General features: G+C 43.9%; 21 protein-coding genes. 7 read left to right on the top strand and 14 right to left on the bottom strand.

Annotated elements, in window-relative coordinates:
* Positions 1 to 177 precede the first annotated feature (177 nt).
* From AB4Z08_RS31315 to chrA, 3 genes are all read left to right on the top strand, one after another.
* On the top strand, positions 178 to 699 hold the full coding sequence (locus tag AB4Z08_RS31315) for an ExbD/TolR family protein (RefSeq protein ID WP_441577728.1): 522 nt from the start codon (positions 178 to 180) through the stop codon (positions 697 to 699).
* Between the two features lie 184 nt (positions 700 to 883).
* Positions 884 to 1,840 (top strand): isopenicillin N synthase family dioxygenase, encoded by a 957-nt coding sequence (locus AB4Z08_RS31310; protein WP_441577727.1) that lies wholly within the window; start codon positions 884 to 886, stop codon positions 1,838 to 1,840.
* Positions 1,841 to 2,167: 327 nt separating this feature from the next.
* Positions 2,168 to 3,361 carry a chromate efflux transporter gene (gene chrA, locus AB4Z08_RS31305; RefSeq protein ID WP_441577726.1) on the top strand — a complete coding sequence of 398 codons (1,194 nt, stop codon included), beginning with the start codon at positions 2,168 to 2,170 and terminating at the stop codon, positions 3,359 to 3,361.
* On the opposite strand, the gene AB4Z08_RS31300 is transcribed toward chrA, so the two are convergent.
* Genes AB4Z08_RS31300 through ku form a run of 4 tightly spaced genes read right to left on the bottom strand, consistent with a single transcriptional unit; the run spans position 3,356 to position 8,067 of the window.
* Entirely contained in the window at positions 3,356 to 4,699 is a 1,344-nt protein-coding gene (locus AB4Z08_RS31300; RefSeq protein WP_441577725.1) for a sigma-54-dependent transcriptional regulator, read from the bottom strand. The genes chrA and AB4Z08_RS31300 overlap by 6 nt on opposite strands.
* Before the next feature lie 55 nt (positions 4,700 to 4,754).
* Positions 4,755 to 5,690: a non-homologous end-joining DNA ligase gene (gene ligD, locus AB4Z08_RS31295; protein WP_441577724.1), complete on the bottom strand. Its 936-nt coding sequence runs from the start codon at positions 5,688 to 5,690 to the stop codon at positions 4,755 to 4,757.
* Between the two features lie 2 nt (positions 5,691 to 5,692).
* The gene (gene ligD, locus AB4Z08_RS31290) at positions 5,693 to 7,288 is read right to left on the bottom strand and encodes a non-homologous end-joining DNA ligase (protein ID WP_441577723.1); all 1,596 of its coding nucleotides are present in this window, start codon (positions 7,286 to 7,288) and stop codon (positions 5,693 to 5,695) included.
* Positions 7,285 to 8,067, bottom strand: coding sequence for a non-homologous end joining protein Ku (gene ku / locus AB4Z08_RS31285; protein ID WP_441577722.1), 783 nt, complete (start codon positions 8,065 to 8,067; stop codon positions 7,285 to 7,287). The genes ligD (AB4Z08_RS31290) and ku overlap by 4 nt, the downstream gene beginning before the upstream one ends.
* Before the next feature lie 109 nt (positions 8,068 to 8,176).
* On the opposite strand from ku, the gene AB4Z08_RS31280 reads away from it, so the two are divergent.
* The gene (locus tag AB4Z08_RS31280) at positions 8,177 to 8,524 is read left to right on the top strand and encodes a hypothetical protein (protein WP_441577721.1); all 348 of its coding nucleotides are present in this window, start codon (positions 8,177 to 8,179) and stop codon (positions 8,522 to 8,524) included.
* Positions 8,525 to 8,555: 31 nt separating this feature from the next.
* Here the strand turns inward: AB4Z08_RS31280 and AB4Z08_RS31275 are convergent, their stop codons facing one another.
* The 4 genes from AB4Z08_RS31275 to AB4Z08_RS31260 form a co-directional block, all read right to left on the bottom strand.
* Positions 8,556 to 9,614 carry a DNA topoisomerase IB gene (locus AB4Z08_RS31275; RefSeq protein WP_441577720.1) on the bottom strand — a complete coding sequence of 353 codons (1,059 nt, stop codon included), beginning with the start codon at positions 9,612 to 9,614 and terminating at the stop codon, positions 8,556 to 8,558.
* Positions 9,607 to 10,473 (bottom strand): SDR family oxidoreductase, encoded by an 867-nt coding sequence (locus AB4Z08_RS31270; protein WP_441577719.1) that lies wholly within the window; start codon positions 10,471 to 10,473, stop codon positions 9,607 to 9,609. The genes AB4Z08_RS31275 and AB4Z08_RS31270 overlap by 8 nt, the downstream gene beginning before the upstream one ends.
* Positions 10,474 to 10,556: 83 nt before the next feature.
* Positions 10,557 to 11,111, bottom strand: coding sequence for a YciE/YciF ferroxidase family protein (locus AB4Z08_RS31265; protein WP_441577718.1), 555 nt, complete (start codon positions 11,109 to 11,111; stop codon positions 10,557 to 10,559).
* A gap of 24 nt (positions 11,112 to 11,135) precedes the next feature.
* Positions 11,136 to 11,366 (bottom strand): hypothetical protein, encoded by a 231-nt coding sequence (locus AB4Z08_RS31260; protein ID WP_441577717.1) that lies wholly within the window; start codon positions 11,364 to 11,366, stop codon positions 11,136 to 11,138.
* Between the two features lie 315 nt (positions 11,367 to 11,681).
* Between AB4Z08_RS31260 and AB4Z08_RS31255 the strand changes: the two genes are divergently transcribed.
* Positions 11,682 to 13,124, top strand: coding sequence for a sensor histidine kinase (locus AB4Z08_RS31255; RefSeq protein WP_441577716.1), 1,443 nt, complete (start codon positions 11,682 to 11,684; stop codon positions 13,122 to 13,124).
* A 62-nt stretch (positions 13,125 to 13,186) separates the two neighbouring features.
* Positions 13,187 to 14,635 carry an ATP-binding protein gene (locus tag AB4Z08_RS31250; RefSeq protein ID WP_441577715.1) on the top strand — a complete coding sequence of 483 codons (1,449 nt, stop codon included), beginning with the start codon at positions 13,187 to 13,189 and terminating at the stop codon, positions 14,633 to 14,635.
* Positions 14,636 to 14,732: 97 nt separating this feature from the next.
* Here AB4Z08_RS31250 and AB4Z08_RS31245 read toward each other — a convergent pair whose 3' ends face one another.
* The 3 genes from AB4Z08_RS31245 to AB4Z08_RS31235 form a co-directional block, all read right to left on the bottom strand.
* The gene (locus AB4Z08_RS31245; protein WP_441577714.1) at positions 14,733 to 16,166 is read right to left on the bottom strand and encodes a sigma-54-dependent transcriptional regulator; all 1,434 of its coding nucleotides are present in this window, start codon (positions 16,164 to 16,166) and stop codon (positions 14,733 to 14,735) included.
* Positions 16,167 to 16,238: 72 nt separating this feature from the next.
* Positions 16,239 to 16,601 (bottom strand): response regulator, encoded by a 363-nt coding sequence (locus AB4Z08_RS31240; protein WP_441577713.1) that lies wholly within the window; start codon positions 16,599 to 16,601, stop codon positions 16,239 to 16,241.
* A gap of 7 nt (positions 16,602 to 16,608) precedes the next feature.
* Entirely contained in the window at positions 16,609 to 18,882 is a 2,274-nt protein-coding gene (locus AB4Z08_RS31235; protein ID WP_441577712.1) for a glycosyltransferase, read from the bottom strand.
* 425 nt (positions 18,883 to 19,307) lie between these two features.
* On the opposite strand from AB4Z08_RS31235, the gene AB4Z08_RS31230 reads away from it, so the two are divergent.
* Positions 19,308 to 19,586, top strand: coding sequence for a hypothetical protein (locus AB4Z08_RS31230; protein WP_441577711.1), 279 nt, complete (start codon positions 19,308 to 19,310; stop codon positions 19,584 to 19,586).
* A 116-nt stretch (positions 19,587 to 19,702) separates the two neighbouring features.
* Here AB4Z08_RS31230 and AB4Z08_RS31225 read toward each other — a convergent pair whose 3' ends face one another.
* The 3 genes from AB4Z08_RS31225 to AB4Z08_RS31215 all read right to left on the bottom strand — a co-directional run bounded on the left by AB4Z08_RS31225 (position 19,703) and on the right by AB4Z08_RS31215 (position 23,647).
* Complete coding sequence (locus tag AB4Z08_RS31225; RefSeq protein WP_441577710.1) at positions 19,703 to 20,725, bottom strand: NAD(P)H-dependent glycerol-3-phosphate dehydrogenase; 1,023 nt, start codon at positions 20,723 to 20,725, stop codon at positions 19,703 to 19,705.
* Between the two features lie 165 nt (positions 20,726 to 20,890).
* Positions 20,891 to 22,273 carry an efflux RND transporter periplasmic adaptor subunit gene (locus tag AB4Z08_RS31220; RefSeq protein ID WP_441577709.1) on the bottom strand — a complete coding sequence of 461 codons (1,383 nt, stop codon included), beginning with the start codon at positions 22,271 to 22,273 and terminating at the stop codon, positions 20,891 to 20,893.
* 24 nt (positions 22,274 to 22,297) lie between these two features.
* Entirely contained in the window at positions 22,298 to 23,647 is a 1,350-nt protein-coding gene (locus AB4Z08_RS31215; protein WP_441577708.1) for a TolC family protein, read from the bottom strand.
* Between the last annotated feature and the right edge of the window lie 137 nt (positions 23,648 to 23,784).

Here is a 23,784-nt window from a genome sequence, read left to right as displayed (position 1 = left end):
ATATCCACATCGATCTTCGCTAATCTTTTTTTAATCCGGAAAAACAATATCGGGATAATCATCTAAATCAGTATAATCCTGATCAAGACAAAAATTCGCGTATGGAATCTCTTCACGGCTGCATCTAATATCTGAAAGCGCTTTCAACCACTTTTCGTTTAACCTAAACCGTTAATGATGGCTGAAATAAATACTTCTGAAAAAAGCGGTAGCCGTGGCACCCATAGTAATAAAAAATCTACCCGCGTAGACATGACGCCCATGGTGGATCTGGGCTTTTTGCTCATTACTTTTTTCATGTTAACCACCACCATGGCGCAGCCTAAAACCATGGACCTTTTTATGCCGAAAGATGACGGCGATTCTATGTCATTGCCCGCAAAAAAAGCGCTCACCGTAATACTGGGTCCCGACAATCGTATTGCCTGGTATGAAGGTATAGGCAATGACCCTGCCATCCCCCCACAGGTGCACTATAGTAGCTATTCAAATCATGCAGGCATCCGTGACATTATCATTGATAAAAAGAATGCTGTACTCCAGGCTTTTCATAAAAATGATTTGATGGTGCTGATCAAAGCAGATAAAAGTTCGAACTACAAAAATGTGGTGGATATCATGGATGAGATGCTGATCAGCCAGGTAGACCGCTATGCTATGGTGGATATCACCCCTGCTGAGGAACAGTACTTTAAATAGCGAGCCAGCTTGATTCAGCAGTTAGCCATTAGCTTTTAGCTTTTAGCAAATGCAGCGGTGATAAACATATAGATGATGTTCTTCGCTGCATTTGCTAAAAGCTAAAAGCTAATGGCTAACTGCTGAATCAAGCTGGCTCGCTATTTTTCCCTACCTTTATCGCTCCAAAACAACAATTCAAGATATGGCAACAACCCACTCTATCCCCTCAGTGGATCTTGCAGACTTCACTTCCGGAGATGCAGGACGAAAAGCTGCCTTTGTGCAGCAGTTAGGTAAGGCTTATGAAGAAGTTGGTTTTGTAGCGGTAAAGAATCATGGGATTCCTGACGAGCTGATTGCAGACCTCTACAATTATGTACAACAATTTTTTAAGCTTCCTTTTGACACCAAACATTTATACGAGATTCCGGAACTGGCCGGTCAGCGTGGCTATACCTCTTTTGGAAAAGAACACGCCAAAGGCTATGATGCACCAGATCTGAAAGAGTTTTTCCAGTTCGGACAAACAGTGGAAGATAATGATCCTATCAGTGCTGAATATCCGGAAAATGTGCAGGTGGCAGAAGTGCCTGAATTTACGCCTACTTTTTTCAAAGCATATCGTGGGTTTGAACAATCGGGGAAATACCTGTTGCAGGCAATTGCCCTGTTCCTGGGTTTAGACGAAAACTATTTTGACGATAAAATACACAATGGTAATTCTATCCTGAGAGCGATCCACTATCCTCCTATTACACAGGAGCCTAAATCCGCTATCAGGGCTGAACAACATGAAGACATCAATCTGATTACCTTACTGGTAGGCGCCTCTGCAGACGGTTTACAGATCCTGGACAAGCAGGACAACTGGGTACCGGTTACTTCCCTGCCGGAACAAATTGTGGTAAATGTTGGGGATATGCTGCAACGCTTAACCAATAACCGCCTGAAATCGACTACTCACCGGGTGGTGAACCCTCCCCGCGAAAAGTGGAATACTTCCCGTTATTCCATCCCTTTCTTTCTGCACCCCAAATCAAATGTGAAACTGGATTGTCTGGACAGCTGTATAACTGCAGCGAATCCGCTGGCTTATGAGCCAGTTACAGCCGGTGAATACCTGGATGAGCGTTTACGTGAAATAGGGTTAAAGAAATAGGCTAAAAATAGCGAAGTCCCGGGAAACTAACGTCTCCGGGACTTTACAAATATCCTGCGTATAAGCAAGTCATTCCTTAATGGTTTTCTCAATATGGTTATTCTTTAGATCCGAACATTCTTCGATGTTGGTGGGTGATTAACCTATCTAGTAACAAAACTGATCACAACGGACAAAAGGCCATATTCGTTATAACGGATACCGATATTACAAGTATTGTGCCTTTATTAATTCAGGGGATGCTCAATATTAGCAACATGGTTGTATTTTGTCCGGATATTTGATTACCTTATAAATTCGTCCAATCGGAATTCACTTAAATTCACTGTGCTTCTACGTCATATTCCTTTCTTAAAAGCTGTGCTATTACATAGCATCACCGCCTACGGAGGGCCGCAAGGCCACCTGGCCATGATGATGAAAACATTTGTACAGCAACGTAAGGACGTAACCGAACAGGAACTGATGGAGTACAATGCTTTCTGCCAGTTACTACCGGGGGCGTCATCTTCCCAAACCCTTACCTTAATAGGCTATAAACGGGGTGGTGCCATACTGGCCATCATTACCCTGTTGATATGGATAACGCCGGCCTGCCTGATTATGGGTTCGCTGAGTTTCTTACTACAGTATTTCGGCAGGAATGCACTGAATACAGACATATTCAAATATGTACAGCCGATGGCGGTAGGCTTTCTGGCCTATGGAGGTATCCGTGCTTTTCGTATCAGTATTAACAATGTGGCCACCTTTGCCATCATGGTGGTATCTATGTTTACTGCCTTTTATCTTAAATCACCCTGGACATTTCCTGCCCTGATTATCCTTGGGGGCATCGTGTCCAATTTCAGTAACAAACGTATTCCCGGCGTAGCTGAAAAGCCCCGGAAGATACAGTGGGGAAATATCTGGTTATTTGTATCCCTGTTTATCCTCGCAGGTATCTTTTCTGAGCTGGCCCGTTCCCATGAATGGATCACCAGGCGGCCTTTTAACTTATTTGAGAACTTTTACCGATTCGGCAGCCTTGTATTTGGCGGCGGCGATATCCTCATCGCCATGATGCTGGAACAGTATGTTACGCGCGCAAAATCGCAATACCTTTCTGCAGAAGAATTGCTCACCGGGGCCGGTATTATGCGGGCACTTCCTGGTCCTACCTTTTCCATTTCCGCCTATGTAGGCGGTATGGCTATGCGTAACCTGGGCATGGGCTACCAGTTTCTGGGCTGTATACTGGCGCCTATCGCTATTTTTTTACCCAGCTTATTATTGGTATTATTCTTCTTCCCTATCTGGAATAACCTGAAGAAATATGTGGTGATATATCGTGCGTTGGAAGGCATCAATGCTGTAGTGGTGGGAATTATGTGGGCAGCTACGATGATCCTCTTTTTTGTGATACCCATCAACTGGTATAACCTGCTGATTATGGCCAGTACGCTGGCATTGTTATGCCTTACAAGGGTGCCTTCTCCCTTTATCGTACTGGCGTGCCTGTTGTTGGGCTGGTTACTATGACGTGATGATATTGTATTCCTTAATTTTATTATAAAGGGTGGTTAGACCGATCTCCATCAGCTCTGCCGCCTTTGTTTTATTTCCTTTGGCATGTGCCAGTACCCGGATAATATGCTTCTTTTCCATATCTGCCAGTCGTAATGATGAATGTTCTTCGGCGCCTCCCTGCTGAAAATCCAGCGGTAATACCGGTGTATCCAATATATCCGTATCCGTTAGAATGGCGGCTCTTTCAATTACATTACGTAGTTCACGGATGTTTCCTTTCCAGCTGTGTTGCTGCAACGCCTGCAGGAAAGCCGGGGTCATGCCGGTAATCCGTTTATTCATTTTGGGTGCTATCTGTTGCAGAAACCAGGCCGCCAGCAGGGGAATATCTTTGCGACGTTCATTCAGGGAAGGCAACGATATCTGGAAAGCAGACAGGCGATAGTACAGATCGGCCCGAAAATGCCCTGCGGCAATTTCCTGTTCCAGCAGCCGGTTAGTAGCGGCAATAATGCGAACATCTGTTTTAGTGGGTTTGGACTCCCCTACTTTATAGAACTCCTGTGTTTCCAGTACCCGCAGCATCTTGGCCTGTAGCTCTATGGCCATCTCTCCTATTTCATCCAGGAAGATGGTGCCTCCACGGGCTTCTTCGAAAAAGCCCTTTTTATCTTTTACTGCGCCGGTGAAGGCGCCTGCCACATGTCCGAATAATTCGCTTTCCAGTATTTCTTTGCCAAAGGCGCTGCAATTCACTGCCACAAATGGTTGCTGCCGGCGCTGGCTGCCCTGGTGAATGGCCTGGGCAAACACTTCCTTTCCGGCACCGGTTTCCCCTAATAACAACACTGTCATATCCGATGGCGCTACTTTTTCGGCCAAAGCAATGGCAGCACGTATTTCGGGAGATTCTCCCAGAATATTATCAAACTGGTACTTTCCACCAATTTTCTTTTCGAGATCACGGATGCGGACCTGGAGATGAGCTTTATCCATCGCCTTACTCACCAGCGGCAGGATACGGTTGTTATCATCTCCTTTTGTAATATAGTCAAATGCGCCGTTTTTAATGGCCTGTACCCCATCGGCGATGTTACCATATGCCGTGAGTACAATCGTCTCAATTTCGGGGTACCTGGTGCGTATATTGCCCACTAGTTCTACCCCATTACCATCCGGTAGCTTTACATCAGAAAGAATAACATGTATTTCTTCCTTTTCCAGGATCTTCATGGCAGCCCTTATATTGGAGGCTTCATGAAGGGTATATCCTTCGAGGGCCAGCAGGCGGCTTAAAAGCTTCCGGAGCTGGTCCTCATCATCGATAATTAAAATGTGGCCTTTAGACATAGCCCTGCAAAGATAATAGTTCCTATGGCTCGTTGGATAAGGTCGTTTTTTGAAGTTATACCTTTACCTGGCTTTCTATTTCCTTAATGGCTTTACGCAAATCATTCTTTACACTCCTGATATCCTGCCACAGGTCACCCTTTTCGTTTATACGTGTCAGAGAGTTGAATATCTCAAAATCACTGATGCTTAATTTCTCTGTCACTTCTTTCCATAATAACGGCATAGATACGGTGGCACCAGGTTTGGGACGAACGGAATAAGGAGCCGCTACCGTTTGACCACGGCTGTTCTGTAAAAAATCAATGTATACTTTTTTATTCCTGGCAGCCTTTGCCCTGACTACGCTGGTGCTTTTAGGCAACTCCTCATTAACATGCCGTGCAATATATTCCGCAAACAAACGGCTACTGTCGTAACTCACTTTAGCCGTTCCCGTTGGGATATAAATATGTAAACCAGTAGAGCCGGAAGTTTTACAGAAGGAAGTGATACTGAAATTATCGAGCATAGCCTTAATATGCAGTGCAGTTTCCACCACATATTTGAAATCAATATTTTCAGGATCGAGGTCCAGTATGATAAAATCCGGATTGTCAAGGGTGTTCACCCTGGACAGCCATGGGTTTATTTCTATGCAGCCCAGATTTACCATATATGCCAGCGTAGCTTCGTTATTACACACCAGGTAATCCACATTTTTACCGGTAGAATCGGCCAGCAACGGTACACTCTTAATCCAGGAGGGGGTTTGCGTCAGGTCCAGGTCTTTCTGATAAAAAGAAGGCCCATCGATGCCATTGGGGAAGCGATGCAGCGATAAAGGACGGTCTTTCAGATGCGGTAAAATATATTTCGATATCGACAGGTAATAATCAATCAACTGCCCTTTGGTAATTTTTTCGTCCGGCCAGTACAGCTTTGACTGATTTGTCAGCGTTACTTTTTTACTGTTTAAAGTCAGTATGCGTTCTTTTTCAGGTGTTGCCATGGTTAAATTTTTTTAGCCGTTTCCGGATGTACATCCTTTGCTGGTTTATCTTCCCGTAATCCAAGGAAAATGGGTTGTCTTAAATGTCCGTCGCCGGTCCATTCCTGGAATTTCACCTGGCATACCAGCTTTGGCTTCACCCAGGTTACCGGCATATTGGTAGCTACCTTTTCTTCGAATGGTGAGGTTTGGGCGACCAATGGCTGTAGCTTGTCGTAGAGATCTCCGATAGTGGCTTCATTCAGGCCTCCACCACAATGCCCGATGTACTTCAGCTTTTTGCCTTCATACATTCCCAGTACCAGGGCGCCTATTTTCTTTCTGCTGCCGCGGGGTGCCGTATAGCCACAGATCAATGCTTCCTGCTCATTAACGATCTTAATTTTCAACCACGACATTCCTCTCCTGCCTTCTTCATAAATACTATCCGCTCTTTTAGCGATGATGCCTTCCCATTCTTTCTCCTGTGCCTTTTTAAAGAAGCGCAGTCCATTTTTTAATACATGTGCTGAAAAGCGGATTGTTTTATCATCCAGACCGGCTACCAGGTCTTTCAATAAACTTTTTCTTTCCAATAGCGTAAGTTGCTGTAATTCGTGGCCGTCCAGGTGCAGCAGGTCAAACACTACATATACGAGATTACCCTTGCCCGTAGTCTTATAATTTTGCAGCGACTGGAAGCTGGAGCTCCCCTTTTTATCCAGTACAACGATCTCTCCGTCCAGTACCACATTGTGCGAAATTTTCTCCACGGCAACCACTACCGGAGGGTAATCCTTCAGGAAGGATTTCTCATTCCGGGAGTAAAGGGCTACTTTATGATTGTTCACACTGGCAATGGCACGATAGCCATCCCATTTGGTTTCGAACAGCCATTCAGCGCCATCGAAGGCATCGCTTACCAGTGTTGCCAGCATGGGCTTGTATACTTTTTTAATGGCAGTTTTCTTTGCTTTTTTTCGGGAAGATGCAGGTGCTTCAACGGAAGAGCTTAAGCGTACTACCGGTTTTTTTTTTGCCACCTGCTTAGCAGCGGCCTTTTCTTTTAATCCCTGGGCTTTTATTTTTTCCGGCGTATAGTCTTCACTGTTATACCCCTCTACAGCGTACTTATCTTTGTGTTTAATCAGCAGCCAGGCGTTTTCTTCTTTCCCTTTCATTTTCACCAGCGCGAATTCGCCCTTCAGCTTCTTACCTTTCATCACTATTTTCAGGTCACCGGATTTTAATTCTTTAAGTGCTTCCTTATCAAAGCTGCTGCCATTGGGATTCATCAGCTCAAAGGTGCCTTTATCCCAGATGTATACCGTACCGGCGCCGTAGTTGCCCGCCGGGATGGTGCCTTCAAAATCTTTATAATCATACGGATGATCTTCCACTTCCATAGCCAGACGTTTATCTGCCGGATTCATGGAAGGTCCTTTGGGCACTGCCCAGCTTTTGAGTACTCCGTCTACTTCCAGTCTGAAATCATAATGCAAACGGGAGGCATGATGACGTTGCACCACAAAAATATGTTTCCCTTGCACAGCCTTGCCGGAGGTGGGTTCTGTGGTTTCAGAGAAGTTCCTTTTTTGTTTGTATTTAGACAGGGTCATGATGCACGTTTTTTAGCCGCTGGTTTCCCGAGACTGGCTTTCAACTGATCAAAGAGGTCATCGCTCTTGGTATGCACTACCCGCATTTTCTTCACAACTGTTTTCTTACCACCGGCTTTGGCTTTGATTATTTTAAGCAGCTCTGCCTTATATTCATCTTTATACTGTGTAATATCAAAGTCGGCGGTATATTGTTTTACCAGTTCCATGGCCATATCCAGCTCCTTCTTGGTGAATTTAACATTAGCCGGAAGTGTGAGATCTTTGGATGACCTTACTTCCTCTTCAAAGCGGAGCTGCTGTAATAGGAGGTAATTTTCGCGTGGACGGATAACAGAGAGGTGTTCCTGCGAGCGCAGTACAAAGCGGCTTAAGCCTGCTTTGCCGGTTTTTTCGAGGGTTTGCAGCAATAAAGAATAGGCTTTTTCTCCTCCTTTTGCCGGTTCAATAAAGTAAGCAGATTCGAAATAGATGTCATCTATATCTGTTTCTTCCACAAAGGATTCGATTTCTATGATCTTACTTTTCTTCGGGCTGGCCGCTTCGAAGTCTTCATCTTCCAGCACTACATATTCATCTTTGTAGAGATATCCTTTCACGATCTGTTCCCAGGGGACTTCTTTACCTGAGTTTTCATTTACGCGTTTAAATTTGATATGCGCTCCGTCTTTGCTGTCGAGCATATCCAGGTCCAGGCGGCTGTCCTGCGTAGCGCTAAATAGTTTCACTGGAATATTTACCAGTCCAAATCCTATAGATCCTGACCATATTGCACGCATGATGTAATAGTTTTGGTATTAATAAAAAGTTAACACAAATAGTACCACTCTCATAAAACATCGCGGCATAACTTTTGGTTTTTGACATTTCAACTAAAACCCTTTTTTTATGGAAAAGCCAGGTGAAATGACAACTTTATCAAGAGTGATGGAAAAACTGCATGAGAGAGGCTTTGATCATGAATTAAATATGAGTGATCATGGCAGATTACAGAATAAGGATGCGCAGAAGATTTATAATCCGGAAGACCTGACTATCATTAAAACGTATCGTTTTGAAGGAGAGTCAGATCCATCAGATTCCTCTATTCTGTATGTATTGGAAGACAAAGACGGGCAGAAGGGCTACGTACTGGACGCTTACGGCGCTTACAGTATGCACGAAGAGGCAGGATTTGATGAATTTATTCAGAAGATTAAAGTCGAAGACAGAGAGGAACAGCTCCTATTTTCATAGCTTGTTTTACGCTTATTTTACGGAAGCCTGATCAGGCATTCTTAAGAAATTCCAAGAGTACTTTTTCATCCGCATGTAACCCGCCACTGGCGGGTTTACTGCGTTTAGCACGCAGCTGTTGCAGCCAGGGCTCCAGATCACCTTTTTCGTAACTGTCGAGGATTTGCGGGTGGATGTAATATTTCCTGCACACGGCGCGGGTATTCCCCAATTTGCCCGCCACACCGTCTATTATTGCTACAATATTCCGGCGGCATTCCGTCACGGATTCAAAGGGTGTAAGATCTGCCAAAAGATTTAGTGCATTTACAGTACCTGCCCAGGTACGGAAATCCTTGCAGGTAAATTCATCTTCCGTGCAGCATTGTTTGATATAGTCATTTACTTCACCGGAATCCAGTCCTTTATGGTCTCCGTTTTCATCGTAGTATTGAAACAATACCTGTCCTGGAACATCCTGTACTTTTTTAAGCAATTTTGCCAGGGCAGCATCACGCAGTTCAATTTTATGTTCTACACCTTTTTTGCCCCGAAATTGGAAGAAGGCTTTGCTGCCGTTTATTTTCACATGTTTATCCCGCAGCGTGGTTAATCCATGTGAGCCGTATAACCTTTCGTAGGAAGCATTTCCCACCCGGATGAGTGTTTCTTCCATCACAGATAATGCAATCGCAATAACCTTGTCCTTATCCAGTGCCGGTCGTTTCAAATCTTCGTGTATTCGTTTCCGTATAACAGGTAATTTTTCAGCGAACTGGCGGAGACGATAGTACTTCGTTTCATTGCGGGCCTTGCCCCAGGTAGTATGATAGCGGTATTGCTTACGACCTTTTGCATCGATGCCGGTGGCCTGCAGGTGGCCGTTGGGCCAGGTGCAGATCCATACATTTTCCCAGGCAGGAGGCAGTACCAGTCCACGGATGCGGGCCAGCACCTCCTCATCTTTCACCACAGCACCTTTGCTATCCTGGTAAATAAAATCCTTTCCTTTGCGCACGCGGGTGTATCCCGGCATATCTGCTTTTACGTAGCGAAGCTTTACGGATTTGGCTACTGCTATGGGGTCTGTGATCTGATCAATGCTAACCATTTACGATTTCCCCTCCATTGGGATGCAGGATTTGTCCGGTGAGGTAACTGGCGTCATCGCTGGCCAGGAATACGTAGCAGGGTGCCACTTCTACCGGCTGTCCGGCACGTTTCAATGGTACATCTGTTCCAAATGTGGCCACTTCTTCAGGGGTAAAGGTAGCTGGTATCAATGGCGTCCAGATTGGCCCGGGCGCAACACCATTTACCCGTATACCTTTGTCCGCCAGTGATGCGGATAATGATCTGACAAAAGAAACGATGGCCCCTTTGGTGGCGCTGTAATCTATCAGATGACTACTTCCGCGGTAAGCGGTAACAGAGGTGGTACAGATGATACTGCTTCCTTTGGTGAGATGTGGCAATACTGCCTTTGTCAGATAGAAATGCGGGTAAATATTGGTTTCAAATGTTTTATGCAACTGTGTGGACGTAATGTCTTCAATACCTTTTTGCGGATACTGTACCGCTGCATTATTAACAAGTATATCTATCTTTTTGAATTTCTTTATTACCTGTGTGATAATGTCTGTACAATGCTTTTCTTTCGCAATATCGCCTGCAATGAGCATACATTTCCTTCCGGAAAGGGTAATGTGCTCGCAGGTAGTTTCCGCATCTGTATGCTCATTAAAATAGGCAATGGCTACATCGGCGCCTTCCCGGGCAAATGCAACCGCCACCGCGCGACCGATGCCGCTATCTCCGCCGGTGATCAGGGCAACTTTATTATAGAGCTTCCCCTTTTTTTCATTTGCCCTTTCAAATACCGGTGAAGGGTCCATTTCTTCTTCCAGTCCGGGTTGCACGGGTTGTTGGCGGGCGGGTCTTACTGCCTTTTTAGTATTTGTTTTTTGCATACAATCAGATTTAAAAAAGGCCCCCGAAAAACCAGGGACCTTTTTGCAGTTTTTCCATTAACAATTATAGAGTCTTCATTCACTCATTCTGCTGCCGCTGCCTCATTCACCGTAGATTCAGCTACTTCTGTGAGTAAGCTGTCAGCATTTTTTTCTTCTTTTAAAGTTTGCTCCAGTAATTTCACTACTGCGGTATGCCCCATTACATTGGCCAGTGTTCGTAAACTGCCGTAGGCAGATATTTCGTAGTGCTCAATTTTCTGGGAAGCAATGATGATACCTGCATCTCTAACAGCGGTATCTTCTTCTGTATCTGCCACCACTTCCTGTCCTTCTGCAATCAGACCTTCCATGGCTTCGCATTTCTTTGCCTGCGGCTTTTTGCCCAACAGTTCAAATACCTGTTCCAGCCTTACTACGTGTTCTTTCGTTTCTGCCAGGTGATTACCTATGCAGGTTGTTAATTCAGCGGAGGTAGCAGCTTTCTGCATCTTAGGCAGTGCCTTCACAAGATTTTTCTCAGCCCAATAAATGTCTTTCAGTTCATCCATAAAAAGTTCATGAAATTTGGAACCAGACATTTTTTCGCTGCCGGCTTTCTTTGCAGTGCCATTGGTGGCTGTTTTTGTAGTAGGCATTGTAACAGATTTTTTTAAGAATGGTTAATGATTACCAGGTGATTGTCTTTTAAAAGCTTGTTCTTTTTCTTCTCCCGCCTGCGGATCTGCAGGTTTCCGGGGATTATCCCTCTCCGGCAACTCTTCTGGAATGGGTGCTATTTCGGGTTTATCCGGTGGTGGTTGTACCGGTGTTGGATCTTCTTTTCCGGGCTGTTGTTTGTCTGGAGCTGCAGGATCAGTGATAGGCTGTTTATTTTTATCCGGATTATTCATAACTCAATTTTTTATTGGTAAAGAACTACTGTTAGTTATCCAAAGTTCATTCCAATGACGGACAACCGGCATGGCCACTGTGTAATACATCTTCATAAAATCCAATACAGACAAGCATTACAAGGTGCTTCTATCTCTGCGGTAATGTTGTTCATGTTCTCATCCTGCAGGGTTCGTAACGCTTGTAGAATTAAATGGCATTCTGTGGAATATGTTGCTCAGCATCACATTGCGGGAAAAAACTCTCTTTTTTAATCTTAAATTTCATACATAAATAGTAACTTGAAATGCTTTCTCAACATCCCATACAATCAGATGCATTTTTCAGTACACAAGAAAATACGACTTGGATTTTTTATTGCATTCACGGTAATCGTTGCCGCTTCGGTGTTCTCTTACCTGGTGGCCAAGAACCTGCTGGACAATGCGGGCAGACTTAATCATGCAATAGAGGTGTCTAAAAGGCTGGAAGTCATTACCCGTCAGCTGAAAGAGGCCGAAGCTGCCATCCGTGGTTATGGCCTTACCAAAGACAGCTCCTTTCTGGACCCCAGTATGCTGGAACGCAGTAACCGGATCGAAAAGGAATACCTGCTGCTAAGAAAAATCACCGCCGATAACCCGGTGCAACAACGGCACCTGGATACGCTCCGGCGATTGCTGGAAATCAAGTATCAGCAACTGAAAGCGGGAGGAGAAAACGCTACGCAACTGAAGCAATCGTTGTCTGTAAAAGAAGGGGAAAAGTCAATGGACCTCATCGACAATAAGGTGCGGGACATGATCCGCATTGAAGAAAACCTGGTACAGGAAAAATCAGAACTGTTTCATTTCTTTGCTGTAATGTGGGTGCCCATGATCTTCATTTCCTCGCTGGTAGCCATTTTAATCGGCATCTACTCCTATATTACCCTTACAAGAGAATTCAAACTACAGCTGCATATCGAAAGCCGGATGAAGTCCTATCAACGGGACCTGCAACAAAACATTTCCCTGTTGAACAAAACCAACCAGGAACTGGAGCAATTTGCCTACGTGGCTTCACATGACCTGCAGGAACCCCTGCGGAAAATTTCCACTTTCAGCGACCGGCTGCAAATGAAATATAAGGAACAACTCCCTCCGGATGCCACGCAACTGATAGATCGCATGGTATCTGCCGTGTCACGGATGCGGGTGCTCATCAACGATCTGCTCATTTTTTCCAGGGCAGGCCGTATTACACCGGAAAGCATTACACCTGTAAATATGAATAAACTGCTACAGGAAGTTCTCAGTGACCTCGAAGTAACACTGGAAGAAAAGAATGTACAGGTTAAATATGATCAGCTGCCCGTAATTGAAGGCAGTGATACTTCTTTCCATCAGCTTTTTCAAAACCTGCTGGCCAACTCCATTAAATTTGCCAGTCCAGACCGGCCACTGAACATCAATATCCATCATCAGATCCTTACAGGGAAGGAATTGGGCATAGCGAAGGAAAGCCGCGGAAACGAGGCTTTTTGCCGTATCAGTCTTGATGACAACGGTATCGGTTTCGAACAGGCCTATGCCGAGCGCATCTTCCTCATCTTTCAGCGACTGCATGGCATCAGCGAATATTCAGGAACAGGAATAGGCCTGGCTATCTGCAAAAAGATAGTAGATAGTCATAATGGTTATATACAGGCTTATAGCGAGCCTGACAAAGGTGCAACCTTTGTGATCATATTACCTCTGAAACAAAAGCCCAAAACGGCGGATCACGAAAACGATTAAAAGCCTAGCATCTTTATTGCTGTGACTCTTGTCTTTTATTGCCTAACTACTAATCTTAAGCGATGAGCGAGCGCCCGATACACATTTTAATGATAGATGATGACGAAGATGATTTCTTTCTCGTAACGGAATTGCTGCACGACATTTCACCCGGACAATACATACTGGAATGGGCATCTACCTACCAGAAAGGTATCGCTGCACTTGAAACTAATACACATGATGTATTCCTTGTGGACTACCGCCTGGGGCCGAACACCGGTATAGACATTCTGCACCGCATACAGCAAATGCCCAGTCAGCTGCCGGTAATTATGCTTACCGGTAAGGGCGATTATAATATTGACCAGGAAGCCATGCAGGCCGGGGCCTATGATTACCTCGTAAAAGGAGAAATTACCGCCGACCTGCTGGAAAGATCTATCCGGTACGCGGTAGATGAATATAATCATCGTCGCACCATTGAGGATAGCGAGAAAAAGTATTATGGCATCTTTGAAAAAGCACATGACCTGATTATACTGGCTGATGGAGACCGCAATATTATAGATGCCAACCCTGCCGCACTACGGACGTTACACTATAATAGGGAACAAATACTGCAACTACATCTGCGGGACCTCTTCATCTCTAAAGAACAAAGCGATAATTTCCTGGGAGACATATATAATAATGGCTCGCCCGGTAGCCGCGAATATGAATTTAAAACCGCGGAGAATAAAAAACTGGTAGTCCTTATCAATGCAGTTACACTGGATGAAGCGGCACAGATATTTCTTTGTGTGATACAGGATATTACAGATAAAAAAAGAGAAGAACAGGAGAAGCAACACCAGGAAAAATTTGTAATCACCGGCCGTATTGCCAGGGTGATAGCTCATGAGGTAAGGAATCCGCTCACCAACATTTTACTGGCCGTTAGCCAGTTTAAAGAAGAAGAAGATGTGGTGGCCAATGAAGATGCGCTCCTGTATACCGATATCATTGAACGGAATTGTACCCGCATTAATCAGTTGATTACGGAACTGCTGCACAGCACCCGTATGATAGAATTGCATATGGACAATTACGGTATCAACGAACTCGTGGAAAAGGCGTTGCTGCTGGCGCAAGACCGGCTGCAGCTGAATGAAATAAAGGTAGAAAGAAACCTGGTGTCTCCGGATATCATGGTCAGTGCCGATGAAGAAAAAGTAGTGATCGCTTTTCTTAATATCATCATCAATGCTATCGAAGCAATGACGCCGGGAAAAGGCATACTAACGATTACCAGTATACGGAGTCAGGATAAAGCCAAGTTAATGATTGGTGATAATGGAATGGGCATTCCCGAAGATAAGCTGGCCAGGTTGTTTGACCCGTTCTATACCAGCAAGGCTAAAGGCACTGGTCTTGGGTTAACCAGTACACAAAACATACTTTTAAATCACAAAGGAACAATACATGTAGATAGTGAAACCGGGAAGGGAAGCGTGTTTACTATTGCACTTCCAATTACGCAGCAAGCATAAAAAAATTACGAATTATAAATTACGAATTACGGATTTGTAGGAAGATTTACTATCTCCTCACAAATCCGTAATTCGTAATTTATAATTCGTAATTTTCTTAGTAGTTAATATTCAGCAAACGTAACTTGTTGTAAAGTGTTTTGCGATCTATATTCAGTACTTGTGCTGCTTTGGTTTTATTATACTTCACTTCTTTCAGCACATTAATAATCTTATTATACTCTGCCTGTAAAGCCACTGTTTTCAGGTCATTATCGTTGGATAACATCGCCAGTTCACCGGAAACATGGATTTCTTCAGGCGCCTGTGCAAATGATTCTTTCATTTCCAGCGGCAGGGCAATCATGGTAATGTCTTCCATTTCCGGTGTCAGCAAACATGCTCTTCTGATGACATTTTTCAGCTCACGGATATTACCAGGCCAGTTGTATTGCTTGAAGCAATCCCATACTTCCGGAGAAATTTTTCCGCAGGATTTGTCCAGTTCTCTTTCTACCTGGTTTACAAAAGCAGTAGTAAATAAAGGCAGGTCATCGCGGCGCTCTCTCAACGGGGGAATATAGATAGTGAATTCGTTCAGACGGTGAAACAGGTCTTCCCTGAATTTTCCACGCTGCACAGACTCAGACAACTTTTCATTGGAAGCTACGATGATGCGTACATCGATCGGAATTTCTTTCAGACTACCTACTCTGCGTATTACTTTTTCCTGCAGCACGCGAAGCAATGCTACCTGTATATCGTAAGATAAATTGGAGATTTCATCCAGGAATAGCGTACCTCCCTGTGCCTGTTCAAAGGCGCCTATTTTGGTATTGATGGCACCTGTAAAGGAACCTTTTTCATGACCAAACAATTCACTGGCGGCCAGCTCTTTCGAAAGACTACCGCAATCCAATGCGACAAATGGTTGTTGATTTCTTTTGCTGTGATGATGAATCAAATGGGCGACAGATTCCTTACCGGTACCCGTTTCGCCAAAAATAATCACACTGTAATCGGTAGGGGCCACCAGTTTAATCTGACGGATTAACTCTTTGGCGCCTTCACTTTCACCATATACGTATTTGTCGTTTTTATCATTCTGGCTGCGGGATAATAATGTTTCCCTCACTTCCGGCTCACTGCCGGATTCCACGGGTCTTACTGCTTGTCTTTCCTGTTCGGACTCCTTATGTGCAAAGGCTTTATGCACCAGGCTGAGAATTTCATCCGGGTACAGTGGTTTAGAGAGGTAATCGTATGCACCATTTTTCACCATTTCCACCGCTACTCTCACATCCGTATAACCAGTGATAATGATCACAATAGTGGCAGGATTGATCAGGCGGATATCCTGCAGCAGTTGTGCGCCGTCAGTATCTTTCAGCCTGTAATCACAAAGTACCAGGTCATAGGTTTTCTCCTTCATCATTTTCAATGCAGCACTCCCTGTCATGGTAGTATCCACATCAAATCCATGTTTCCCGAGAAACTTACTCAGGAGCGTACAGATATTAATTTCATCGTCTATGATCAGAATATTTTTCATACTTCTTTAATATGTGGTAATTGGCAACAGAAAAGCTTAGTTAAAATTACTAATTATATAACTAAGAGGCTCCTAGCTTTTAATTGTGTCTATTAGTTCATCAACATGTTTTACGCTGAAAGGTTTAGCCAGGAAAAATGCGGCTCCTGCTTTCAGTGCTGTTTGTTTCTCCATCGCATTATCATATGCGCTGATGGTGATGACGGGTAAAGTCGGACATTTCTCCTTTATCACCGGCAATGCTTCCAGTCCGGATCCATCTGGCAGATGGATATCGAGGAAAAGCAGGTCCGGTTGATGTTTGAAGATGGCCTGCATACCTTCTCCCAGCTCATGTACATACTTTACGGTATATCCATGGCGTACGAGAGTAAGTTGCAATAACCTGCAAATATCCGGTTCATCGTCTATTATAAGAATACTGGGATATTTCATTGTGCTATCAGTTGAAGCCGAGTCGGACAGGCTCCAGGCTATTTTGTTTCGTTGTAACATACTTATGTTTATTCCATTGTTCCATCAAAAGTCTGGCTATCAGATAACACACTGTAGATTCAGCGCCCTGGTTCTGGTTTATATTATTTTTCTCCAGGCCGTCGTAGCAACCGTAAGTTAGCGGATTATACACCAGCTGTTTCAGGTGATTATTGCCTAAGTACCAGCTAAATGCCAAACGCATTTTTTCCAGATATGATTTATTCTTTGTGATGTTATAAAACGTGTTCATTGCCAACATGGTGTAAGCGACTTCGATAGACTGTTCCCCACCATCTTCTGATTGTTGGTTGGTATGCCTGTGGTACCATGTTTTATTGCTGATGACCTTCATGTGACTATCAGTAAAGGTTTTGCTGCAAAGGAACGTCAGGCTGTCTTCTGCTGTTTTACGATATACTTCTACTCCTGTCACATAATATGCCATCATCATGGCTTCGGGCAGTACTGCATTACCGTATGTCAGGTAAGATTCATACCAATGCCAGTTTTCATCTGCCTCGTCTTTGTAGTTGTTGTACAATTTTGCAGCCAGAATATTTAAGATCTCTGCTGCCCTTCCACCCTGTTTGTATTTTAAGAAGTAGTACAGGCCTTTAATGGTAAAGGCGATGGCTCTTGGTGACTGCAATGCCTCCATCCAGTTAAAACACTGTCTGAAGAGCGATAATGAGTCCTGTACAGCATCAAACGGGAGACTTCTGTGTGAAGAGAGAGCATACCCCAAAGCCCATACAGCACGTCCGTTGGCGTCTTCCAGGTTTACTTCTTCATTCATGGCAGAAAAGTCGCCGTCAATATCTACATAGTTGAGGAATTTGCCGGAAGGTTTCTGGCAATAACCTATAAAATCAATGTATTTGCGGCATAACGAATTTACAAAGCTGCTGGGCTTCAGTTCATTGCTATACATACACATGGCAATGAGTGCCCGGGCGTTATCATCCAGGGTGTAGCCGAATTCAGGATCGGGTATATCATGTTTAGAAAACTGCAGCATTCCAAATTCGTCGGTCATACGATCAATATGATCGAGGTATGGAGGTGGCAGATTAGGCAGTATTTTATCTTCTGCCAGGGCTTCACTGATCACGCTCATATGGGCAATGGCTACATTTTCCCAGATAGAACTGCGTGTTTTTTCAATAGCCGACTGGCTCATTTGCTGTCTTAGTGCAGGGTTTCCCAGTAATAACAGGGCGCTTGCTGCCAGTTGTTCCGGGTTATTGAAATCGATCAGACAACCGGCTCCGTCTTCCAGCATCTCACGGGCCTGTACAAACGAGGTAGAGATGATAGCGCAGCCTGCGCTCATCGCATACACGAAAGTGCCGCTAACCGCCTGATGTGGGTCTTTAGACGTAAAGAGGTATATGTCTGTCAATGATAAATAATCAAGTAATGTTTTCAGCGAGAGATAGGAGTTGACAAATCTCACATTCTGCTGTAGTCCCAGTTCAGTGACCAGTTCTTCCAGTGAATTTCTGTATTTCTCTCCTTCTCTGGAAAATATCACCGGATGTGTTTTTCCCAGTACCAGGTATACCGCATCAGGATATTGCTTTACAATATCTTTCATGGCTCTGATAGCGGTTTCTATGCCTTTATTTTCGCTGAGCAGGCCAAAGGTGCTGAGCACCATTTTTCCTTCCAGATGATAGTGTTTTTTAAGCGCCGGTACATCTTCTACGATGTGGGCGTGAGTACCGTGTGGTATGTGTACAATTTTATCCGCTGGCACGTGGTATACACCGCGCAGTAATTCAGCGGATGAGCGGGTCATCACAATTACTTTTGCAGCCAGCGCGCTGATCAGACTTACTACTTTGGTGCATTTATGGTCCGGGTAGGGCAATACGGTATGGAAGCGAACTACAAAAGGCTTATCCAGTAAGGAAAGCATCGCTAACAGGTTATGTCCGTATTCACCACCATACAAGCCAAACTCGTGTTCAAAACAAACCAGGTCTATTTTATCGTTCTCATTTATTTTCTGGGCAAAATCAATACAATTGTCAATATCGAATGGATTAACAGAGTATGTAACAGGTGTTTGTTTGATATTGGCAGGTTTTCCCGATTCTTCCAATGCAGCTATTTCAATGTTCAGGTTGCCGGCAAAATTCTTATTCATAGCATTTACCAGATCCTGCGCGAAAGTAGCAATGCCGCATTCGCGTGGCGGATAAGAAGTAACAAAAAGCAAGGTTCTAATCTTCATGGTAAAAATTTTATGCAACACAGTTAACAAGTAACCAGTTCCCCTCATTCCTGGAACGGGATGTAGGATGTTCCAAATATCAATCCAATGCCTGCCTTGAAGGGTTGCAGCGGATTTGTCCGGCAAAAAGTGTAGAATAATATCCACACTTTTTGCCCCCTATCCACAAGTACTCAGAACAGATTTATATTTTCTGTATTTACATTCTATTAACGGTCTCTATAAACATAATTATTTATAATTGTATCGTATTTCACAGGCAGTGGTGCGTAGGCTGGCACAAATGGCAATATTTAATCAAAATCGGCTGTCAATATTGTTCTTTGTCCATATCAGCTTAATTTAGCTGAAGTATGACCGCCCAAGCTACCATGTGAAACACAACTAACCATTCCATTTTCTCATTTAAACCCAAAATCGTCGTTATGCGCAACATTGCATGTACATTCAACGTAGATGGAATACCGACCAAAATCAATTTGCGGAAGTTACCGCGGCAAAGGAGGTTTCAGGCTATCATAGACAGAAATATTACAGAGTATATCATCTCTGACGAAACAAATGAAATTGAATATTATGAGGGGCCGGTGTTAAGCGAATATCTTTTTACCAGGATTGCTACCCTGATTAAACAATATTTCCCAAATGTGCGGGCTATTATGAAGATTGGGGAAGATAACTACGAGGACTACGATGATTTTTAGGATATAGTTTCCCGCAAAACCATAAACAATGACCAAAATGGAATCGAAGGGAGATCATGGGAGTTTTTTCCCGTAGATTCCATTTTACTTCCTTATTGGTTTTGCGGGAAATAACTTTATATAAAGCCCTTTTCCAGCAACAGGAATGCTTCTGAGGGATGCACCTGTTGCCACAAAATAGCATATACTGCCTGGGCCACCGGCATATAGGCCCCGATATTCCTGTTCATTTCGTGCATACACTTGCTGGCATAATAGCCTTCTGCAATCATATTCAGCTCCAGCTGTGCAGCTTTAACACTGTATCCTTTTCCGATCATATTACCGAAAGTACGGTTACGGCTATGTAACGAATAGCAAGTCACCAACAGATCGCCCAGATAAGCACTGGCGCTGTAATTATGTACCATTGCCTCTGTTCCTGCTACAGCAGCCTTCTGTTCTTCATACTTTTCCAGAAAGTGCTGCATTTCCCGGAAGCAATTGGTGATAAATACGCTGATGAAGTTATCTCCATATTCCTGTCCATGTGCAATACCTGCACCCAGCGCATAAATATTTTTAAGTACCGCCGCCAGTTGCACCCCGATTACATCCGTATTCACGATAGTTTGAAGATAGCTGCATGTAAACTTATCGGCAATAGCCTGTACAGTGGCAACATGGGTACCTGAAAAAGTGAGGTAAGACAGTTTTTCATTGGCTACTTCCTCCGCATGACAGGGACCAGTTATGGTGAAGTACTGGCTGGCCGGTAAATTGAATTGTGTATCCAGGTATTCTCCTATCAACACATTGTTACTGGGCACCAGGCCTTTAATAGCAGAAATAATGTGCTTGTTCTGCAGGGCATCTGATGGCAGCTGGCTCAGTACATCTTCCAGAAAAGCAGAAGGCACCGCCAGCACCAGCTCATCACAGGCAGCTACTACCGCCTTTACATCACTACTGAGCGATAAAAGGCTGGTATCGAAATATACAGAAGTGAGATAGTGTTTATTATGATGACGTTGCTGCATATGACGAATCGTATCTTCATTTCTGATCCACCAATGTATATGATGCCCGTTATCTGTCAGGATTTTTGCCAGGGCAGTAGCCCAGCTACCACTGCCAATTATACCAATGCTCTTGCTCACAGTGCAATTTTTTACGCAAGGTAATTAAAAAAGCAGTTAGCTATTGGCTTTTAGCTTTTAGCAAAAAATGCAGCGAAAACAGACGCGTTGTTACTGATGAACTCCACACTGTTTTCGCTGCATTTTTTGCTAAAAGCTAAAAGCCAATAGCTAACTGCTTAAAAATTATTTTGTCTGCCCTTCAAACAGGTCTGTTTTAGGCACCACCTTCACTTTCTTACCATTTTCCAAAAGACGGGAGATAGCGGTGTATGGTGCGCTGATAACCTGGTCGCCGGCACTAAGACCGGAAGTAATCTGAATCCAGGCATCGTCCTGTACCCCTGTTTTCACAGCTACCATTTTCACAGTGCCATCTTTCTGTAATATAAACACCACTTCATTTACAACGGGTTTTGTATTGGCAGAAGAACCAGGAGTAGTATCATCCTGTTCAGGTTTCTTTTTATCTCCGTGGCCCTTGGTCGTATCTGCATCACGGGTAGTTACCGCGTTAATCGGAATGGTGAGTACATCATTTACGTGTCTGGTTTGAATATCCACGCTGGCACTCATACCCGGGCGGAAAGGAAAGGTCCTTTTGCCCACCTTGTCAATCAGGTCCTGATAACTGGATGGCAAAATACGGATGTGTACAATGTAACTGGTTACCTGTTCTGCAGAAGAAGCGGTGCTGGCAGTAGCCGTGGCTGCGCCTTTACTGGAACTGGCAATTTGTGTTACAATACCTTTAAACTGACGGTTATTATAGGCATCCACTTCAATGATAGCAGTGTCGCCATATTTTACTTTAGGTACATCGTTTTCTCCTACATCTACCTGTACTTCCATAGTATTCATATCTGCAATGCGGAGCATTTCAGTACCTGTCATTTGAGCGGTACCTACTACACGTTCCCCTTTCTTTACAGATAGTAAGGAAATAATACCACTCATTGGTGCGGCGATGGTGGTACGACCCAGGTTTTTATTTGCTTCATTCAGATCCGCTTTGGCGCTCTGGATGGCAAATCTGTTCCCGTTTATTTGCTGTACTGCCGCGTTATAATCTGCCAGAGAGGCGAGATAGGTTGCTTCGGCAGTTTCAAATTCTGATCTGGAGATCACTTTCTGGCCAAGTAATTCTTTGTTACGGTCGTAAGCTGCCTTGTTCTGGGCTAACCGCGCTTTAAAGGAGTTGAGGGCCGCAGAGGAATTGGCTAACTGGGCTTGTTGCTGACTTACAGAAGCCGCTGCCTTATCTACCATAGATCCGTAAATATCTGCGTATATCCGTGCCAGTACCTGTCCTTTTTTTACGGAATCGCCTTCCAGTACAAGCAGGTCAGTGATTTCTCCGGATACATCGGAGCTTACTTTTACTTCTATTTCAGGATAAATTTTCCCGCTGGCGGTTACTACTTCTATAATGTTTCTGTTAGAAGCTTTGTCTACTGCAACTTTAATCCCTTCTTCCTTACCAATAACCCCGGACGCTTTCAGTACCAGGAGCAAAATAACGAGTGAACAAAGTATGCCTATGAGCCAATAAAGTGTCTTTTTCTTCATAAAGCAATTTAATTTCCCGGCATCCTACAGCGATATTTTCTGATCTCTGTAGAATTCCAGCAATTTCATTTTAAATATGTAATCGTATTGGGCCGATACCTTATCTACCTGCGCCCTGAATAATTTACTTTGGGTGGTGATGTAATCAATGGTATTCATTAATCCGAGGTTAAAGCGTTTGGTGGCAAAATCATACGCTTTTTGTGCCGCCATTACCCCGGTGGAAGATGCATTATATTTCTGTAATGCTGCTACAGCATTGGCATGGGCGGTATAAATATCCTGTTTCAGCTTCTGATTGTCAATATCACGGGTCAATTCCTGGCTGTATACATTCATTTTTGCTTTGGCAACGGTGGTACGCTGCTGCCAGCCATTGAAGATAGGGATACTCAGATTTACCCCTATATACTTCCGGAAGGTATTATCGATCTGCTGACGAAATGGTATCAGCTTATTAGTCTGATCATAATAGTTATTTGCATAGTTGGTGTTCAGGTTGCCACCTATACCCAGACTTGGATATAATTGTGCTTTTGCAGCTTGGTAAGCTTTTGTTGCACTCTGGATCTTTAACTGATCAGATTTAACCAACGGATAATTTGTTAAAGCAGCACTGTACACCATTTCCGGGGCCATTTCCTGCAATGGCGCCAGGGGCAGACTGCTAATATTGTCTGGCACCTCTGGTTTAAACGGAATCTCAAATCCGAGGTTGAGGTACGCTTTTATCTGGAGGATGGAAATGATGACATTATTCTGTGCAGTAACCAGATTGGTACTATCCTGTGCCAGCTGGGCTTCCAGGTCGGCCTGGTTACTTTCCGGTACGGAACCGGCAATTACCAGTTTCTTGGTATTGTCCAGGTTAGAGTTAGTCAGCCTTACATTTTCTTCATTTACGTTAACCGTCTGAATATTGAGTAGTATCTGTAAAAAGGCGGTAGCCACATTAAAAGCCAGGTCATTTCTTGCTTTTTCCAGCAGGAAGCTGTTGGCATGGGCATCCAGTCTGTTAGCAGCAATGGTTTTTTGCAAATAAAACCAGCTAAAGAGATTACCATCCATATTCAAGCTACCATTGGCAGTAAATACAGACTGATTAACGTACTGGTTGTTTCCCAGGGCTGCAAGCCTACCATCAGAATATCCTGCGTCCGTAGATGCTCTGAAATTAGGAATTCTTTGCAGCTGGCTTTGCTGTAAAGTAAGATCGGCGAGGCGTTTCTGCACCACCTGTTGTTTAACCGTCAGGTTATTTTGCAAGGCATAATCCACACAGCGTTGCAAGCTCCACGTATCCTGTGCTACAGCGGATGATATGTTAGCAAACAATAAAACCAGGATTACTCCTGCTATTCGGGATATTCTCATAACATACCAAAAATATAATAATTGTGATGATACTTTTCCACCTTTCTTGATAGAAGGCAAAAATTTAACAGGTATGGCAGTATACCTCATAAATTGAGTGTACAACATAATCTTTTTTTTACAAAATTCTAAAAAGT

Origin of the sequence: Chitinophaga sp. RAB17 (assembly GCF_052114225.1) — a bacterium.
Taxonomy (GTDB): Bacteria; Bacteroidota; Bacteroidia; order Chitinophagales; family Chitinophagaceae; genus Chitinophaga.
The sequence above is the reverse complement of the archived record's forward strand: the minus strand, read 5'-3'. Positions and strand labels throughout refer to the sequence as shown.

Bases quoted from the DNA above. Each gene is read 5' to 3' on its own strand.
- AB4Z08_RS31255 (WP_441577716.1), top strand. From the start codon at position 11,682: ATGCATTTTTCAGTACACAAGAAAATACGACTTGGATTTTTTATTGCA.
- AB4Z08_RS31310 (WP_441577727.1), top strand. From the start codon at position 884: ATGGCAACAACCCACTCTATCCCCTCAGTGGATCTTGCAGACTTCACT.
- ligD (WP_441577724.1), bottom strand. From the start codon at position 5,690: ATGGCAACACCTGAAAAAGAACGCATACTGACTTTAAACAGTAAAAAA.
- AB4Z08_RS31245 (WP_441577714.1), bottom strand. From the start codon at position 16,166: ATGAAAAATATTCTGATCATAGACGATGAAATTAATATCTGTACGCTC.
- AB4Z08_RS31265 (WP_441577718.1), bottom strand. From the start codon at position 11,111: ATGCCTACTACAAAAACAGCCACCAATGGCACTGCAAAGAAAGCCGGC.
- AB4Z08_RS31240 (WP_441577713.1), bottom strand. From the start codon at position 16,601: ATGAAATATCCCAGTATTCTTATAATAGACGATGAACCGGATATTTGC.
- AB4Z08_RS31300 (WP_441577725.1), bottom strand. From the start codon at position 4,699: ATGTCTAAAGGCCACATTTTAATTATCGATGATGAGGACCAGCTCCGG.
- AB4Z08_RS31230 (WP_441577711.1), top strand. From the start codon at position 19,308: ATGCGCAACATTGCATGTACATTCAACGTAGATGGAATACCGACCAAA.
- AB4Z08_RS31275 (WP_441577720.1), bottom strand. From the start codon at position 9,614: ATGGTTAGCATTGATCAGATCACAGACCCCATAGCAGTAGCCAAATCC.
- AB4Z08_RS31315 (WP_441577728.1), top strand. From the start codon at position 178: ATGGCTGAAATAAATACTTCTGAAAAAAGCGGTAGCCGTGGCACCCAT.
- AB4Z08_RS31260 (WP_441577717.1), bottom strand. From the start codon at position 11,366: ATGAATAATCCGGATAAAAATAAACAGCCTATCACTGATCCTGCAGCT.
- ligD (WP_441577723.1), bottom strand. From the start codon at position 7,288: ATGACCCTGTCTAAATACAAACAAAAAAGGAACTTCTCTGAAACCACA.
- AB4Z08_RS31215 (WP_441577708.1), bottom strand. From the start codon at position 23,647: ATGAGAATATCCCGAATAGCAGGAGTAATCCTGGTTTTATTGTTTGCT.
- AB4Z08_RS31270 (WP_441577719.1), bottom strand. From the start codon at position 10,473: ATGCAAAAAACAAATACTAAAAAGGCAGTAAGACCCGCCCGCCAACAA.
- AB4Z08_RS31235 (WP_441577712.1), bottom strand. From the start codon at position 18,882: ATGAAGATTAGAACCTTGCTTTTTGTTACTTCTTATCCGCCACGCGAA.
- AB4Z08_RS31280 (WP_441577721.1), top strand. From the start codon at position 8,177: ATGGAAAAGCCAGGTGAAATGACAACTTTATCAAGAGTGATGGAAAAA.
- AB4Z08_RS31220 (WP_441577709.1), bottom strand. From the start codon at position 22,273: ATGAAGAAAAAGACACTTTATTGGCTCATAGGCATACTTTGTTCACTC.
- ku (WP_441577722.1), bottom strand. From the start codon at position 8,067: ATGCGTGCAATATGGTCAGGATCTATAGGATTTGGACTGGTAAATATT.
- AB4Z08_RS31250 (WP_441577715.1), top strand. From the start codon at position 13,187: ATGAGCGAGCGCCCGATACACATTTTAATGATAGATGATGACGAAGAT.